The sequence below is a fragment of the Micromonospora sp. WMMC264 genome (assembly GCF_027497275.1).
GTDB classification, from domain to species: Bacteria; Actinomycetota; Actinomycetes; order Mycobacteriales; family Micromonosporaceae; genus Micromonospora; species Micromonospora chalcea.
In genome coordinates this window covers 4,587,939-4,602,986 of the sequence record NZ_CP114907.1, presented here as the reverse complement: position 1 = coordinate 4,602,986, position 15,048 = coordinate 4,587,939, and the positions used below count along the sequence as shown (strand labels likewise).

The following is a 15,048-nucleotide window of genomic DNA, read 5'->3' as shown; positions in this document are numbered from 1 at the left end:
GATCAGCGCCCCGGAACCGCGCCCTCCTCGGCGAGCCGCTTGAGGTTCAGCAACTGCCGGCGGGCCATTACCAGGTCACCGAGGCATCCGCCGAGGGCGATCACCGGGTTCGTCCGCATCACGACCTTGAGCAGCAGGCGGGTCGTGTTCCCGGCATCCGGCACCAGGACGTACGACAGGACCGCGCCCATGATCGAGGCGGTGAGGTGACGCCCCGGCTCGACCGCGAGGATCCGGCCCCTTCGCCGCCCGCCCGCGGTGGTGAACGGCTCGCCGACCACCGGCTCGGGAAGGCCCACCAGCAGTTGCGGTGAGCGGCGGCCGAGGTTGTCGATCCAGTCGTACGAGTAGGGCGCGAGCCGGATCTGGCCGACCCACTGCCACACGGCCGCCGGTGGCGCGTCCACGCTCACCCCGCGCCACGCCCGCAACGTGGGCGCGGGCACGAAGTCGTCGCACGGGTAGCGGCCCAGCGTCTCGTCGTCCGACACGCCCCACCGGTCACCGAGCATCGGCCCGGCCCAGCACCAGCGTGGTCCGCAGGTCGAGCACGACGGTGCCGCCGAAGTCGTCCACCAGCCGGTCCAGGGCGGCGATCCCGCGCTGCTGCTGCTCGGGGGTGCGGGACAGGTACGGCCCGAACGTGCGCATCAGCGCCAGGTACCGTTCCTTGTCCAGCGGCAGTTCCCGCCGGAACACCTCGCGGCGTACGTCGTCGAACTGCCCGCTGTCGAGGATGTCCTGGTGGAACCAGTCGACGGGCCGCTTCCGGACGGTGGGGTCGACGGATCGCAGTGCGGCCCGGACGGCGGCCTGCTGGCCGGCGTCGGCGTAGTCGTAGCGGTGCCCGAAGACGGCGAGCGTGCCGCCGGGTGCCAGGGCGCGCCGGGCCAGGGCGTTGCGGGTGGCGGCGTCCAGCCAGTGCCAGGCCATCGCGCAGGCGAGCACGTCCACCCCGCCGGCCGGCGGCGACCACCGCTCGAACGTCGTTGCCTCGATGCGCGCGTCCGGGAACCGTTCGGCCAGCCGGGCCGCCATCCGCGCGTCGGGCTCCACACAGGTCAGCGGCGCGCCGAGGCGGGCCAGCACGTCGGTGCCCTTGCCGGTGCCCGCGCCGACCTCGACCACTGAGGCCGGGGTACCGCCGTGGTAGCCGAGGATCGACTCGGCGATCTCCGGCGGATAACCGGGCCGCGCGCGCTCGTACAGGTCGGCGACCGTACCGAAGAGCTTCATCACCAGCAGGATACGGCTCCGACCGGTCCCCGACAGACCGCGCGGAAACCGGCCCACCCGCTTCTACAGTCCGCACCATGAGGTGGACCCTGCGGCTGGCTGCGGCGCTCGGCGTACTCGTGACCGCTCTGCCGACCGGGGCGGCGAGCGCCGCCGCGGCGCCCGCCGACGGCGGCCTCGGCCTGGCGCTGCGGCCCGGTCAGGCCGACTACCGCGCCGGGGACCAGGTCCGCCTCGACCTCACCGTCACGAACGCCACCGGCGCGGCCTGCGCGCTCGCCACCAGCGCCGTCGGCACCGTGCAGATCACCGGGGTACGCCGGGACGGGCGCGACGTCACGCCGACGCTCGCCCGCAGCTTCCACGACGACGGGATCGGCGCCGCCGCCACCGCCGGACTGACCACGGTGGAGCCGGGCGCGACCGCCACAGTGACCTCGACCGGGGTACGGCTGCGCGACGGCGAGGTGCTCCTCCGCTCGGTGGCCGCCACGCCGGACGGCGGCGGGCTGGACACGCTCTGGCCGGTCGGCGCACCCGGCCGGTACGAGGTGACAGCGGGCTATGTGACGCTGCCGGTGACCGGCGCGGCGGACCTGTGCGCGGGCGCGACGGCGCTGCGGACCAGCACGTTCACCGTGTCCGACGACGGCGGTCCCGGCCGACGCTGGCTCTGGCTCGTCGGTGGGGGAGTCCTCGCGCTGCTCGTCGTCGCACTGGTGGTGCTGCTGCTGGTACGCCGACGACGCCGGCCGACCGCCGCCGTCGTGGCGCTGCTGCTGGTCGCCGTCGGCGCGTACGTCGGCGGCGGTGCCCGGGCGGCGCGGGCCGACTACGGCGTCGACCCGACCGCCGGGGTGCCGGTCAGCGGCGTCGACTTCCAGGCGGCCGTCGACGGCTGCCTGGCCGGGTTCGCACTACCCGGCGGCGACCCGTCCGGCCTGCTGCCGAGGCTGCGCGACAAGAAGAGCCCCCGGGTGCGGATCATCCCGACCACTGGTGGCTCCGGCGCGTTCGAGACGCCGGACAGCGCCGACGGCAAGGGCTCCTCGACCGTCACCTGGAACCCGACCTCCACCGACCCGTACGACGACGGGGTGGCCCGCGACCCCTGCGCCGCGCTGTACCACGAGCTGAACCACGCCGACGACATCTCCCGCAACGCGGTGCCGCAGGGCGAGTGCGGCGGCACCGGCATCCGTACCGCCGAGGTGAAGGCGACGCTCGCGGAGAACCGCTACCGGGCGGCGAAGGGGTTGCCGCCGCGCACCGAGTACGACGGGAAGACGCTGCCGAAGAGCCTCGACGAGTGCAAGAAGCCGGCCAAGAAGACGCCGCCGCAGAAGGGGCCGGTGAAGCTCTGCGAGGACGGCGCCGACTGCGGCGGCAGCAACGGCGACCCGCACCTGGTCACGTTCGACCGGGTCGCCTACGACTTCCAGGCAGTCGGCGAGTTCACGCTGGTCGCCTCCACCGGTGGCGACCCGCTGGAGGTGCAGGTGCGGCAGGCCCCGATGGCGGGCACGCGGACCGCCTCGGTCAACTCGGCTGTCGCGTTCCGGGTCGGCGCGCACCGCGTCGCGCTGACCCTCACCGACGGCGGCACGCGGGTACACGTCGACGGCGCGCCGCTCGCCGTACCCCCGGACCGCACCGACCTGGCCGGCGGCGGCACGCTCACCCGCCGCCCGTCGGACACCGGCCCCACCGACGGGTACGACGTGACGTGGCCGGACGGGTCCGCGGCGGCGGTGGACCAGATCGGCCGGTACGGCTACCGGATCCTGGTGCGGCTGGCCGAGACCCGGGCCGGAAAGGTACGCGGACTGCTCGGCGACTTCGACGGCGACCCGGCCGACGACATCGCGCCCGCCTCCGGGGCGCCGTTGGCCCAGCCGGTGCCTTTCGGCAAGCTCTATCCCGCGTACGCGGACAGCTGGCGGATCGCCGCGGACCGCTCGCTGCTGTACTACGACGACGGGCAGAACACCGGCACGTTCACCGACCGCGCGTTCCCGGAACGAGAGGTCACCGTCGCCGACCTCGACCCGGCCCGGCGCGCGGCGGCCGAACAGGTGTGCCGCTGGGCCGGCGTCACCGCGCCCGCCCAGCTCGCCGAGTGCGTCTTCGACGTCGCGGTCAGCGGGCGCCCCGAGTTCGCCGTCGCCGGCGCGAGCACCGAACGGGTCGCCCCGCCGGCCGCCACCCCGATCACCGCCGTACCCGTCGCCGCCGCCTCGCTCACCCCCGGCGGCGCGCCGCTGACGTTCACCGCGCGAGCCGGGGACGCCGTCTTCGTCGACGCCACCGCGCCCGGGATCGGCGACCGCTGCTCGCCGTACGTGCTCACCGAGCCGGGCGGCCGGGAGATCGCCAGCGGCTGCAACATCAAGGGCAACGGGTACGTCGACCGCGTCGACCTCACCGCCACCGGCACGTACGCGCTGCGGGTCGTCGCGGCGCCCGGTGACACCGGCCGCGCCGTCGTGCGGGTGTACGCGGCCCAGGACAGCGACGGGACGCTGCAGCCGAACGGCCCGGCGGTCACCGCCACCGTCGAGCAGCCCGGCGCGCGGGCCCGTTACCGGTTCACCGGGCGCGCCGGTGAGCGCGTCTACGTGGAGGTGCCGACGAGCGCGCTCACCGACCAGTGCTCGCCGCTGGAACTGCGGGACGCCGAGGGGCGGCTGCTGCGCAGCGGCTGCGTGATCAACGGGACCGGCGAGGTCGACGGCACGGTGCTGCCCGCCGACGGGACGTACACGGTGGTGGTCGACCCGACCGAACGCGGCACCGGCACGACCACGCTGCGGCTGGTCACCAGCCGGGACCGCGAGGCGGCGATCACGCCCGGCGGGCCACCGGTCGTCGCCGTCGTGGAACGGCCCGGCGCGGTCATCGGCTACCGGTTCACCGCCGTCGCCGGCACGTCGGTGACGGTGAGCGCGACCGCCTCCGACCTGCCGGACCAGTGCGGCGTGCTGGCGCTGCGCGCGCCCGACGGCAGCACCGTCGGCAGCGGCTGCGTGATCAACGGGGCCGGTGAACTCGGGCCGACCGTGGTGCCGGCCTCCGGGGCGTACACCCTGGTGGTGGACCCGTCGGGGGCCGCGACCGGGCAGGTCACGCTGGCGGTGCGGTGAGGCCGACCCTGGATTTCGGGGGTGCTGGGCGGGCGTGCTAACGTCTCGTCCCGTTGTCAGCGAGCGCCGCTAGCTCAACTGGCAGAGCAGCGGACTCTTAATCCGCGGGTTCGGGGTTCGAGTCCCTGGCGGCGCACCAACGAGCAAGGCCCTGAACTGGTGGTTCACGCCGGGTCGGGGCCTTTTTCGTGTACGTGGGTGGTGGGTGGTCGCTCGGTGGGTGCTCGGGAGCCGTTGGACCGGGCCGGGGTTGCTGGGACATGTGGTTGTTCCGTGGACGACTGCCCTCATGGTCATCTCTGAGGTGGCCAGCCTGCATCGGGCCTTCGTGGTCATTGGGGCATTCGCCAGTCCGGGCGTCGACGCGCTTCCTTCGAGCATCCACGCGGGGCCGGTCGTCGCCGATTACGCTGGCGGCGTGGGGGGACAGCCTCGGGTTCGTGTGCAGGGGGATCTCTATCACCCGGTGGTACCACCGGGTGCCGTGTACGTGGGGCGGCAGGGGTTCGGGTTGCGGCGTTCTCCTTGGGCCAATCCGTTTAGCCTGCGGAAGCATGATCGGGCGGAGGCGTTACGCCTCTATCGGCAGTGGCTTGTGGGGCAGCCGGCCCTTGTTGAGCGGGCGCGTCGGGAACTCGCGGGGAAGCAGTTGGCGTGCTGGTGTCGGGTCGAGGATGCGTGCCATGCCGACGTGCTGGCCGACCTCATTAGTTGACGTGCAGCCGGTACCGGGCGGTGGGCCGTCTTGGTGCGTAGACGCCGCCGATGCTGAAGGACTGCGGTCGTGCCGCTTGGTTGCCTACGTAGAAGGCGACGTCGCGGTCGGCGGCGCAGAGCTGGGTGAGGAACTTGTCTCTCAGCTGCTCCTCGGCCTCCGCGTCGGTGAGCTTGCTCAGGCGACGTTGTAGGGCGACGAACTCCCAGTCCCAGAGTGTCTGCTGGTGACCGCGGCAATGACGGTCCGCGCAGCGGTAGCGGTAGGCGCCGGTGAAGCGCGGTGCTTGAAGCGGGCTGCGCTTGGCCGGTTCCAGTAGGTCGAGCTGGTTGAGGTAGCCAGTGATCTTCCTGCGATCCTCCGCCGACCAGCCGGGGTGTCGCTTGACCTTAAGCGCCGAGATGTCGGCCGCGCGAATGAGAGCGATCGATCGTGCGCTCGGGTCGTCGCGGGCCTGTCTGTTGAGTCGGCACATGGAGTCTTCGACGAGTGGATCGAGAAGGTTCCGACGCGACTGCCGATTGGCGATATGCCGTTCGGTGGTGATGGTGTCCACGATCGGCTTCCAGCTCTCGCGCCGCTGGTCCTGCCTGGCTGGGAGTGCCTCGACGTGGATGATGTCGTACTTGTGGAACTTGCCGTCGTCATCGAGGTGCCGGTAGTGGATTGGGTAGAGGCGAATCCAGCCCGTCCAGGGTGGGTCTATGCCGAGTGCCCCGACGCAGACAGTCTCCCCGTACTGCGCGGAGGGGTTGGGTGCCGCTTTCACTGTGATCAGAAGGCGGAGTTTCGTTGGTCGTGCCAGGACTGGTTTCGGTCTCGGCTCTTCGTCGGTGCTCGGTCCCCACAATGGAAGCTGTTCCAACGGAACCACCCACATCGCAAAATGCAGCTGCACAGGCACATTCAGTTACATAGACAGTCTCACATCTGGAGGGCTGGCGCTAGGCGGCCGGGGCAAGGGGTGGCTGATCAGCTGAACGCTGGCGCGGAGGGCTCGCGTGAATCCGTCACTTTCGGTAACCATTTTCTCAGTGTGTGGCGCTTCGTCGCCGAGTCGGGAAGGCGCGTGTCAGGCGTTTCTGGCGATCGGTGCTGGCGGTGCGGCGCTCTCCATGGAGATCGACTTTTGGTGGCCCGGTTTGACCGCTTCGTTTCTTCGTTCTCGGCTATTCGGCTGATTCACTAAACAGTGATCTCCAAAATCGGTCCCAAAACCACGGTTTGGTATGTGGGGCGCTCGCACGGCCCGCCGACGCCTCGCCCAACGGCCCACGACGGGCGCTGTCTCCGGTCGCGGCGGTCCCTGGCCTCCGATCTCCCGGTCAGAGCATCGATCACTCTCTGTTGGGGCTTTGGGAAACAGGATGTCGAACCGCCGAGGCTCGGAGGGATCACCAGGGAATGGGTGACCAGCATGCCGCGAGGCGGTTGTCCCCGAGGCGGTGGCGGATCCTGTCGTACCTGATTGTGACGTGGCCAGCGGCGTGGTGCTGGACTCAGCGGCGTGGTGCTGCCCTGCTACCCCTACGCTGGCGGCATGAGGGAACCCAGCGCGGACCGGACTGGTAGGTGCTGATGGACCGGCATGCGGCGGCACCTTCCGAGGCGATCCGTGACGCGATCCGAGCGGACGTGGAGACGCTGTGGCGCTACCACGACATGCGTCACGAGTTGCGCCCGTGCGACGTGGGAATCGGGTTGGGGAGTCATGACCTCGGCGTGGCTGTCATCGCGACGCGCTTGTTTCACGAGGGACTGTTCCCAAGGATCGTGTTCACGGGCGCGAACGCCCCGACGACCGTCGACCGTTTTCCGCGTGGAGAAGCAGTGCACTACCGCGAGTACGCCATCGAGCAGGGTGTACCCGGGGAAGCGATTCTCGTGGAGCCACGTGCCACGAACACCGCGCAGAACCTGGAGTACTCGCGTCGGCTCCTGACCGAACACCGGATCCCGGTGAAGTCGGTGCTGATCATGTCTCGGCCGTACCAGCAGCGTCGGGCCTACGCCACCTGCAGGCTGATGTGGCCCGAGGTCGATGTGGTGTGCGCGTCGAACCCGCTCGACCTGGACGACTACGTGCGCAGCATCGGCGACCCGCGGCGGGTGGTGGACATGCTGGTCGGCGACACGCAGCGGATCGAGGTGTACGCCGAGCGCGGGTTCGCGATCCCCCAGGAGATGCCGGACGAGGTACGGGAGGCCTTCGAGCGCCTGGTAGCGGCTGGCTACACGAGCCGGCTGATCTGAGCCCAGCTACCAGCGCGGTCCTCCCGACCGGACGCCCATCCGGTCGCTGAGTTCGACGGCCAGTCGAGGTGGCCGGGGGCGGGTGAGGATGTCCCGGACAAGGTCGCGGGAGAGCGAGTGGTAGCGCACCTGGTCGGGGCCGATGACCTCGGCGTCCAGGAGCGCGGCGAGCGCGTCGTCGATGCGGTTCCACCGGGCAAGGGCTCGGGCGGTTTCGATGGCGTGCCGAACCTGTCGCTCGACGGGCACGGTGCTGGTGTCGAGTGGGGCGCCGATGGCGATGGCGCGTTGCACGTCGCCGAGTTCCATCGCCACGGTCGTTTTGTGGATCGACACGTTGGTCGGGCCGAACGCGGTCCACACGTGGTTGCCGTCGGCGCCGAGCCGTCTCGCGGCGGCGTCGGCCTCGGTGATGTGGGTGTCGGCCGAGGCGCGATCGTCGTCTCGGGCGGCGGCCAGCGCGCAGACGAGGTGCAGGCTGCCGTAGACCGACAGCAGCTGCGGAGTCGGCTTGGCGAGCCGGGGTTCCAGGAACCGCGCCGCCGTGGCGGCGAGGCCCAGGGCTTGGGCGTACTCCCCGATGGATGCCAGCGAGTGTGCGGCGGAGCGGCTGAGTGAGCCGATGACGACGTGATCCTGGCTAACGTTGGCGGCGGCCAGCCCTCGGCTGGCAGCGGTCCACGCGAGGTCGCCCTCGCCGAGCTTGGTAAGGAACAACGCGGCGAGCTGGTGCGCGTAGGCGGTCATCGCATGCGCGCGCTGGCCGTCGTCGCCGTCGTACGCCTCGGTGGCGGTGAGGCAGTCGTGGATGAGGTAGGGCAGTCGGCGGGCGAGGGTGCCGTACCGCGAGTGCTGGTAGGCGGTCCAGATCTCGGCGACGTCGTTCTCGATCTCGCGCAGGGCGGGTGCCTCGACGTCCACCGTGCTGGCAAGCGCCGGCGCGAGGTGACGGTAGTCGTGGAGCGCGGCCCGCAAGGCCGGGATCGTCTCGCGCCCGGAGTCATCCGACCACTCGAACAGGCTCGGCGCACCGATCAGGTCGCCGAGGGACACGTCGAGGGCCTTGGCGATCGCGCGGATGACCGACAGCCGGTCGAGGTCGGCCCGGTTGGTCTCGACCTTGCGTAACCACTCCTGCGTCTTGCCGACCAGACCGGCCAGCACCTCCTGGGAGAGCCCGCGTCGACGCCGGTAGAAGGCGACGCGCTGGCCGATCGTCATGTCGTCCGTCATTCCTCGCACACCGTCACCCTGCCCGCTGAAGGCCGCCGGACCCGGTACGGATTTTCCCGGTCCTCCGGACGGACCGCCCTTACGTTCAGTTCACCCCAGATCACCGGCGCGTGTCGATGCCGATGTCAGGGATGACTGACACGGAGCTGCAGATGGAGGGATCGATGAGCGGCGCACCACACCACGGCTTGGGCCGCTGGCTCGGCCCGTCCGGGAGCGAACTGTCTCGGCGCTTTCCCCGCCTGCGTACCGCCATGAGGGCTGCGTGGGTGGGTGATCGGCGGTCTGCTCCCAGCCGCCGCGGTGCGGCGGCGGGCTCGCCCTTCCCCCGGCGGGCCCGCCGCTCATCGTCCCTGACGGGGGTGGCGGCATGACGGTGTATGTCTCGCGTAACGCCATGGCCACCCAGCCCCGGCACCCCGAGCCCAGGTGGACGGCCTCGCCGGGACGGGTGTGGCCGGCTGATCCGCCGCTGCTCACCTTCGTGTGGCGTCGGCTGTTCGAGCAGCAGGCCCGCGAGGGCGGTCGCCGGTGACCGGGCCGCAGCGTCGTCCCGCGGTGAACCGGCTCGTACCCGCCGAGGTGGAACATCTGCCGACGCGCCCGCTGTGGCTGTGCCGCCGATGCGGGCAGCCGTGGCCCTGCGGCGCAGCGAAGCTCGCGCTCCTGGCCGAGTACCGAGAAGTGCCGGTGAGCCTGTTCCTCTACCTGGCCGGCTGCCTGCACGACGCGATCGACGACCTGCACCGGCTCAACCCGAGCGTCACGGGCAGCGCCGCCGACATGTTCGACCGGTTCCTCGGCTGGCCGGCCCGCCACGCTCCCGCCTATCGGGTCAGCACCACCACGGCCAGCATCGACGAGGAGGCCACCTCGTGAACGGCCTCGGCCTCATCAACGCCACCGGCCAACCGGCGGTCTCCGGCAGCTTCCACACCCTGGTCGTGCAGCCGACGAGCTACTGCAACCTCGACTGCACCTACTGCTACACACCCATAGGGCTCTTCCGGAGCCTGCTGGCCCCTTCGAGAAGCTCCGGCGCGCGGGAATGGTGCGTCACGAGATCCAGACCAACGGCACTCTGATCAACCGCCAGTGGTGCGAGCTGTTCACCACCTACGGGTTCGAGGTCGGGGTCAGCATCGACGGACCGGGCGCGTTGAACCGTAACCGCCTCGACCGGGCCGGCAACCCGACGGACGCCCGAACCCTGCGCGGCATGCAGACCTTGGCCGAAGCGGGGCTGCCGTGCTCGGTGATCTGTGTGGTCACCCCGGAAACCATCGACCACGCGGAAGCTCTCGTCGGCTTCTTCACCGGCCTGCCCGGCTGCGAGTCGGTCGGCTTCAACATCGAAGAGCAGGAGGAGCACCATGACCGACGCTCTCGCGGTCCTCGTCAACGCCGCACCCGAGCAACTCGCCCGCCTCGGCGTCGACCCGCAGCGGTCGGTAACGTCGATCGACGCGGGGAAGTTCGACAACCGCCCCACCTGGGCCAACAAGGGTAGGTTCGACAGCCGACCCGGCTGGGACAACTGGAACAAGAAGAAGTAGCCCCCGCGACGGGGCGCGCGGGGTGACGTGCCCACCCCGCGCCCGCAGAGGTTGAGGACACATGCGCACCACCACGATCGGCGACGTGAAGGTTCTGCTGCCGGACCTCGAACCGGATGACCTCGACGCCACGACGGACCTGGTGAACGGCCTCACCGAGGCCCTCGTCGAGGGCTCGGCGTGGCGCGGCTCGCACCTTGAGGACGCCAGTATCCGCAGCAGCCTGATCACCGGTGTGGACCTGAGCGAGAGCACCTGGGAAGCCGGCAGCCTCTACGGCTGCGAGATCACCCGCACCGACTTCTCCGGAGCGACCCTGACCGGCATCACCATCGAACGCTGCGCGATCACCGGCTCCCGGTTCACCGGCACCAGACTCACCGACGTACGCCTCAAGGACGTCCTGTTCGACGGCTGCCGCTTCGACTACGCCACCCTCCAGCGCGTCGCCGCCGCCGGCTCGGTCGCCTTCACCGACTGCACTCTCACGAACGGCGCGTGGTCGTCCTGTCGTCTACCGCGCACCGCACTGCGGTCATGTGACCTTGCAGGCCTGGAACTGGATTCCTGTCACCTCGACGGTGCCGATCTGCGGGGCAGTCGCCTTCACGGGCTGAAGACGGCGCTGGACAACCTGCGCGGTGTCACGCTCGGCGAGGATCAACTTCCTGACCTCACTCAGCTGACCGTCGCTGCCCTCAACCTCGCCGTCCGCAAAGACTGATGACGAAGGCCATGGTCCGGCGACTCCGTACCGGGGTCTTTTCGTCGTGCCCGCTCGGACGCAGCTGCCTGGCCGACCCCGGACCCATCGACGGCCGGGCGGGACGGATCATATTCTGACCCGTCGAAGGAGGCCGTCGTGTCCGCCACCCGGAGCGTGCTCACCCCGGCTACCTCGGCCGGTCCGGTCGGGCTGCGCCCCCGCACCTGGACCGCGCTGATCGTGCTCGGCCTCGTCGGGCAGATGGCCTGGACCATCGAGAACATCTACCTGAACCTGTTCGTGTACGACACGATCACCGACGACCCCAACGCGATCGCCACGATGGTCGCCGCCAGCGCCGTGACCGCCACTGTCGCCACCCTGCTGCTCGGGGCCCTCTCCGACCGGACCGGGCGGCGCCGGTCGTTCATCGCGGGCGGCTACCTGCTGTGGGGCGTCTCCACCGCCGCCTTCGGCTTCCTGACAGTGGGTTTCGTGGAGGACATCGCGCCCGTCGCGAACGTCGTGCTGGTCACGGCGATCGCGGTCATCACCCTCGACTGCCTGATGTCCTTCCTCGGCTCGGGCGCAAACGACGCGGCGTTCCAGGCGTGGGTCACCGACGTGACCGAGCCGGCGAACCGTGGCCGGGTCGAGTCGGTGCTCGCCATCATGCCGCTGGTCTCGATGCTGGTGATCTTCGGCGGGTTCGACGGGCTGGCCCGCGCCGGGAACTGGCGGCTGTTCTTCGTGGTCATCGGCGCGATCATGGCCGTGGCCGGTCTGCTGGCCTGGTTCCTGGTCGAGGACAGCCCGTCACTCGTCCGGCACGAGGGCGGCTACCTGCGCGCCGTCGTCCACGGTTTGCGCCCGGCCGCCGTCCGCGCCAACCCGGGGCTCTACCTCGCCCTGGCGGCCTGGTCGATCTGGGGGATCTCCACGCAGGTGTTCCTGCCGTATCTGATCATCTACCTGCAGCGGTACCTGCGGATCGAGGGGTACGCGATCGTCCTGGCCGTCGTCCTCGTCACGGCGTCGGCAGTCAGCGTGGTCGGCGGGCGGCTCATCGACCGCGTCGGCAAGGTGCGCTTCCTCCTGCCGGCAGTAGTGGTGTACGGCGCCGGCCTGGCGCTGATGTTCTTCGCCCGCGGCATGGTTCCCGTGATCGCCGCCGGGATCGTGATGATGTCGGGCTTCATGCTCGTCCTCGCCCCGATCGGCGCCATCGTGCGCGACTACTCGCCACCGGATCGGGCCGGCCATGTCCAGGGGCTGCGGATGGTCTTCGCCATCCTCGTGCCGATGCTCGTCGGCCCGTACCTCGGCGCCGCCGTGATCACCGGCGCCGGCGAGGTCTACGAGGATCTCGGCGTGGTGAAGCAGGTTCCGACGCCGGGCATCTTCCTCATGGCGCTCGCAGTGCTGGTCCTCATCGCGGTGCCGGCCGTGGCGCTGCGGCGGCGGGAGCGGGAGGCCCGGGCATGACGCTGCTGACCCCGTGGGGCTCCACGCTCGACCCGGAGCGTGTCCTGCCCGAATACCCCCGCCCGCAGTTCGCCCGGGACAGCTATCTCAACCTCAACGGCCGGTGGGAGTACGCGATCACCGGTTCGTCCACCGAGCCGGAACGCTACGACGGCGAAATCCTCGTGCCGTTCTCCCCGGAGTCCACGCTCTCCGGCGTCGGGCGGCAGCTCCAGCCGGGCGAGACGCTCTGGTACCGCCGACCGCTGACCCTCCCGGTGGGCTTCCACGCGGCCGGCTCGCGCCTGCTGCTGCACTTCGGCGCGGTCGACCAGACCTGCCAGGTCTACCTGAACGGCGTTGCTGTCGGCGGCCATACCGGCGGGTATCTGCCGTTCACCTGCGACATCACCGACGCGCTCCGCGACGACGCCAACGTCCTGGTCGTGGCGGTCCAGGACGACAGCGACACCGGCCACCACTCCCGGGGCAAGCAGCGGTTGCGCCGCGGCGGCATCTGGTACACCGCCCAGTCCGGGATCTGGCAGACGGTGTGGGCCGAGAGCGTGCCCGCCGTACACCTGCGGCACCTCACCCTGACCCCGCTCCTCGACGAGCGGTGCGTCGAGGTGACGGTGCACGCGACGGCGGATGCCGGCGACGCAGGCATCCGGATCCTGGCCGACGGGGTCGCGGTGGCCGAGGCCACCGCACCCGTCGGCGTGGCCGTTCGCATCCCGATCCCCGAGGTACGGCAGTGGAGCCCCGAGGATCCGTTCCTCTACGACGTGACCGCCGAGTTGGGCGCGGACCGGGTACGCAGCTACTTCGGCATGCGCTCGTTCGGTGTCGGACCGGACGGGGACGGCGTGCCCCGGCTGCTGCTCAACGGGCGGCCGTACTTCCACGCCGGCATCCTCGATCAGGGCTACTGGTCGGACGGCATGTACACGGCGCCCTCCGACGAGGCGATGATCGCCGACATCGCCACCATGAAGCGGCTCGGGTTCACCATGCTGCGCAAGCACATCAAGATCGAGCCGCTGCGCTGGTATCACCACTGCGACCGGCTGGGGATGCTGGTCTGGCAGGACATGGTCAACGGTGGCAGCAGTTACCACCCGCTGGTCGTCACCGCCCCGGCGGTGACGCCGCTGCGGCTGCCCGACCGGGGCCGGTGGCGGCGCTGGTTCGGCCGTGCCGACGCCGGTGGACGGGACCGGTTCCGGGCCGAGCTGCGCGACACCGTCGAGCACCTGCGCAACGTGGTGAGCCTCGCCGTGTGGGTGCCCTTCAACGAGGGCTGGGGGCAGTTCGACGCGGCCCGGATCGCCCGCGAGGTCGCCGAACTCGACAGCACCCGTACGGTCGACCACGCCAGCGGCTGGCACGACCAGGGCGGCGGCGACCTGCGCAGCCTGCACATCTACTTCCGCCGCTTCCGGGTGCCGCGGCGACGCGGCGACCGCCGGGCGCTGGTGCTGTCCGAGTACGGCGGCTACAACCTGCGCGTCGACGGGCACGCCTTCAGCCGCAAGGATTTCGGTTACCGGCGCTACCGGAGCGCCGAGGACCTGGCGGAGGCGTTCACGCGGCTGCACACCGAGCAGATCGTGCCCGCGATCCGGGCCGGTCTGAGCGCGACCGTCTACACCCAGCTGTCCGACGTGGAGGACGAGCTGAACGGTCTGCTCACGTACGACCGGCGCGTGGTCAAGCTTCCCGAGGACGTGGTCCGGCAGGTCAACGAGCGGCTGCGTCACCAGCGGTTCTGAGCTTCCTCCGCCCAGCCGACCAGGCCGTCCAGAGCCACCCGCTCGCCGTCGTCCGCCTGGGCCCAGCCGGAGAAGTGCCCGAAGCACTGGTGGGTCTCGCTGGCCACGACGCCGAGGTTGGTGCGGGAGACCTTCTCGTGGAACGGGTGGAACTCCACAGCGACGCGATCACCGCTGATCCGCCACGGCCGCAGCCAGTCGCGGCGTTCGTAGCTCCAGCGCAGTTCGGCGCCGAGCTTGTGCAGCCGGCCGCCGACGAACAGAGCGTTCTCGGTCGAGCCGGTGCCGTCGGTCCACTTGCCGCCGAGCTGGATCGACACGTCCGATCCGCTGCCCGCCGCCCAGTTCCACGTGATCGCGTACGGCCACCTGCCCCGGCCGTGGTCGAGCACGGCGAACGAGTCCCGCTCGTCCACGACGTGCGTCGTACCGTCGACCCGTAGCGAGCCGCGTACCGGACGGCCGACGTCCTTGACCGTGTACTGGAACCGGCGCGTGCTCCACGGGACCACGACGCCGAGCGACTCGTGGCCGGGCGGGAGCGGCACCACGAGGTCGATCTGGATGCCTGGTGCGGTGGCACGGATCGTGCTGCCCTCGGTGGTCTGGTCGATGTCGATCGACAGGCCGCCTCCGTGCGCGTGCACGGCGCCCACGCCGCTGATCGGCGGCATGACGACGCCGCGGGCGAACGGGACCACGGCGTCCGTGCCGGTCTCGACCTTCGTGGCGCGGTCGAGCACGTAGACGCCGTGCACCCCGGCGTAGTCCAGCGACGACGCGACGAGGCCGACGATGTGGGTCGGCGTCACTATCCCCCAGTACTCCCAGCGCTTGGTTCTACCCCAACCGCGTAGGTTCGCCCGGTGCAGCGGCCGGCGGGTCCAGCCGACCGCGGCGGGGTTGAGCCGCCCGTCCGGAAGGCACAGGTCGACCGGCTCGACGATCTCCTTCTCGTGCGTCATCG

Annotated in this window: 14 protein-coding genes, 1 tRNA gene and 1 pseudogene; 11 read left to right on the top strand and 5 right to left on the bottom strand. The window is 70.7% G+C overall.

Annotation, left to right across the window (positions count from 1 at the left end):
* Positions 1–2 precede the first annotated feature (2 nt).
* Together O7542_RS19945 and O7542_RS19940 are read right to left on the bottom strand one after the other, a co-directional pair.
* Positions 3–512 (bottom strand): polyketide cyclase, encoded by a 510-nt coding sequence (locus O7542_RS19945; protein WP_281605036.1) that lies wholly within the window; start codon positions 510–512, stop codon positions 3–5.
* Positions 502–1,236 carry a class I SAM-dependent methyltransferase gene (locus O7542_RS19940; protein WP_281605035.1) on the bottom strand — a complete coding sequence of 245 codons (735 nt, stop codon included), beginning with the start codon at positions 1,234–1,236 and terminating at the stop codon, positions 502–504. The genes O7542_RS19945 and O7542_RS19940 overlap by 11 nt, the downstream gene beginning before the upstream one ends.
* Before the next feature lie 77 nt (positions 1,237–1,313).
* Between O7542_RS19940 and O7542_RS19935 the strand changes: the two genes are divergently transcribed.
* The 3 genes from O7542_RS19935 to O7542_RS19925 all read left to right on the top strand — a co-directional run bounded on the left by O7542_RS19935 (position 1,314) and on the right by O7542_RS19925 (position 5,094).
* Entirely contained in the window at positions 1,314–4,379 is a 3,066-nt protein-coding gene (locus tag O7542_RS19935) for a VWD domain-containing protein (RefSeq protein ID WP_281605034.1), read from the top strand.
* A 63-nt stretch (positions 4,380–4,442) separates the two neighbouring features.
* A tRNA-Lys gene (locus O7542_RS19930) sits at positions 4,443–4,518 on the top strand.
* A gap of 150 nt (positions 4,519–4,668) precedes the next feature.
* Positions 4,669–5,094: a DUF4326 domain-containing protein gene (locus O7542_RS19925; protein WP_084789521.1), complete on the top strand. Its 426-nt coding sequence runs from the start codon at positions 4,669–4,671 to the stop codon at positions 5,092–5,094.
* Here the strand turns inward: O7542_RS19925 and O7542_RS19920 are convergent.
* Positions 5,087–5,974, bottom strand: coding sequence for a hypothetical protein (locus tag O7542_RS19920; protein ID WP_043330585.1), 888 nt, complete (start codon positions 5,972–5,974; stop codon positions 5,087–5,089). The two genes, O7542_RS19925 and O7542_RS19920, sit on opposite strands and share 8 nt — an antisense overlap.
* A gap of 692 nt (positions 5,975–6,666) precedes the next feature.
* Between O7542_RS19920 and O7542_RS19915 the strand changes: the two genes are divergently transcribed.
* Positions 6,667–7,347, top strand: coding sequence for a YdcF family protein (locus tag O7542_RS19915; RefSeq protein ID WP_281605033.1), 681 nt, complete (start codon positions 6,667–6,669; stop codon positions 7,345–7,347).
* Positions 7,348–7,353: 6 nt separating this feature from the next.
* Here O7542_RS19915 and O7542_RS19910 read toward each other — a convergent pair whose 3' ends face one another.
* A complete protein-coding gene (locus O7542_RS19910; protein ID WP_176722749.1) occupies positions 7,354–8,580 on the bottom strand; it encodes a helix-turn-helix transcriptional regulator in 1,227 nt (408 codons plus the stop codon).
* A gap of 370 nt (positions 8,581–8,950) precedes the next feature.
* On the opposite strand from O7542_RS19910, the gene amcA (O7542_RS19905) reads away from it, so the two are divergent.
* The 7 genes and pseudogenes from amcA (O7542_RS19905) to O7542_RS19875 all read left to right on the top strand — a co-directional run bounded on the left by amcA (O7542_RS19905) (position 8,951) and on the right by O7542_RS19875 (position 14,081).
* Positions 8,951–9,115, top strand: a complete 165-nt coding sequence (gene amcA / locus O7542_RS19905; RefSeq protein ID WP_281605032.1) for a multiple cyclophane-containing RiPP AmcA — start codon at positions 8,951–8,953, stop codon at positions 9,113–9,115.
* Positions 9,112–9,459, top strand: a complete 348-nt coding sequence (locus O7542_RS19900) for a hypothetical protein (protein WP_043326124.1) — start codon at positions 9,112–9,114, stop codon at positions 9,457–9,459. Before amcA (O7542_RS19905) ends, O7542_RS19900 begins: the two co-directional genes overlap by 4 nt.
* Positions 9,456–9,943: pseudogene (locus O7542_RS19895) on the top strand (radical SAM protein); the annotation flags it as partial. The gene O7542_RS19900 and the pseudogene O7542_RS19895, both read left to right, overlap by 4 nt.
* A 10-nt stretch (positions 9,944–9,953) precedes the next feature.
* Complete coding sequence (gene amcA / locus O7542_RS19890) at positions 9,954–10,136, top strand: multiple cyclophane-containing RiPP AmcA (protein ID WP_281605031.1); 183 nt, start codon at positions 9,954–9,956, stop codon at positions 10,134–10,136.
* A gap of 61 nt (positions 10,137–10,197) precedes the next feature.
* The gene (locus tag O7542_RS19885) at positions 10,198–10,860 is read left to right on the top strand and encodes a pentapeptide repeat-containing protein (RefSeq protein WP_281605030.1); all 663 of its coding nucleotides are present in this window, start codon (positions 10,198–10,200) and stop codon (positions 10,858–10,860) included.
* Between the two features lie 138 nt (positions 10,861–10,998).
* Positions 10,999–12,327: an MFS transporter gene (locus tag O7542_RS19880; RefSeq protein ID WP_113971873.1), complete on the top strand. Its 1,329-nt coding sequence runs from the start codon at positions 10,999–11,001 to the stop codon at positions 12,325–12,327.
* Complete coding sequence (locus O7542_RS19875) at positions 12,324–14,081, top strand: sugar-binding domain-containing protein (RefSeq protein ID WP_281605029.1); 1,758 nt, start codon at positions 12,324–12,326, stop codon at positions 14,079–14,081. Before O7542_RS19880 ends, O7542_RS19875 begins: the two co-directional genes overlap by 4 nt.
* Here the strand turns inward: O7542_RS19875 and O7542_RS19870 are convergent.
* Positions 14,066–15,046 carry a DUF2804 domain-containing protein gene (locus O7542_RS19870; RefSeq protein WP_281605028.1) on the bottom strand — a complete coding sequence of 327 codons (981 nt, stop codon included), beginning with the start codon at positions 15,044–15,046 and terminating at the stop codon, positions 14,066–14,068. The two genes, O7542_RS19875 and O7542_RS19870, sit on opposite strands and share 16 nt — an antisense overlap.
* Positions 15,047–15,048: the final 2 nt, after the last annotated feature.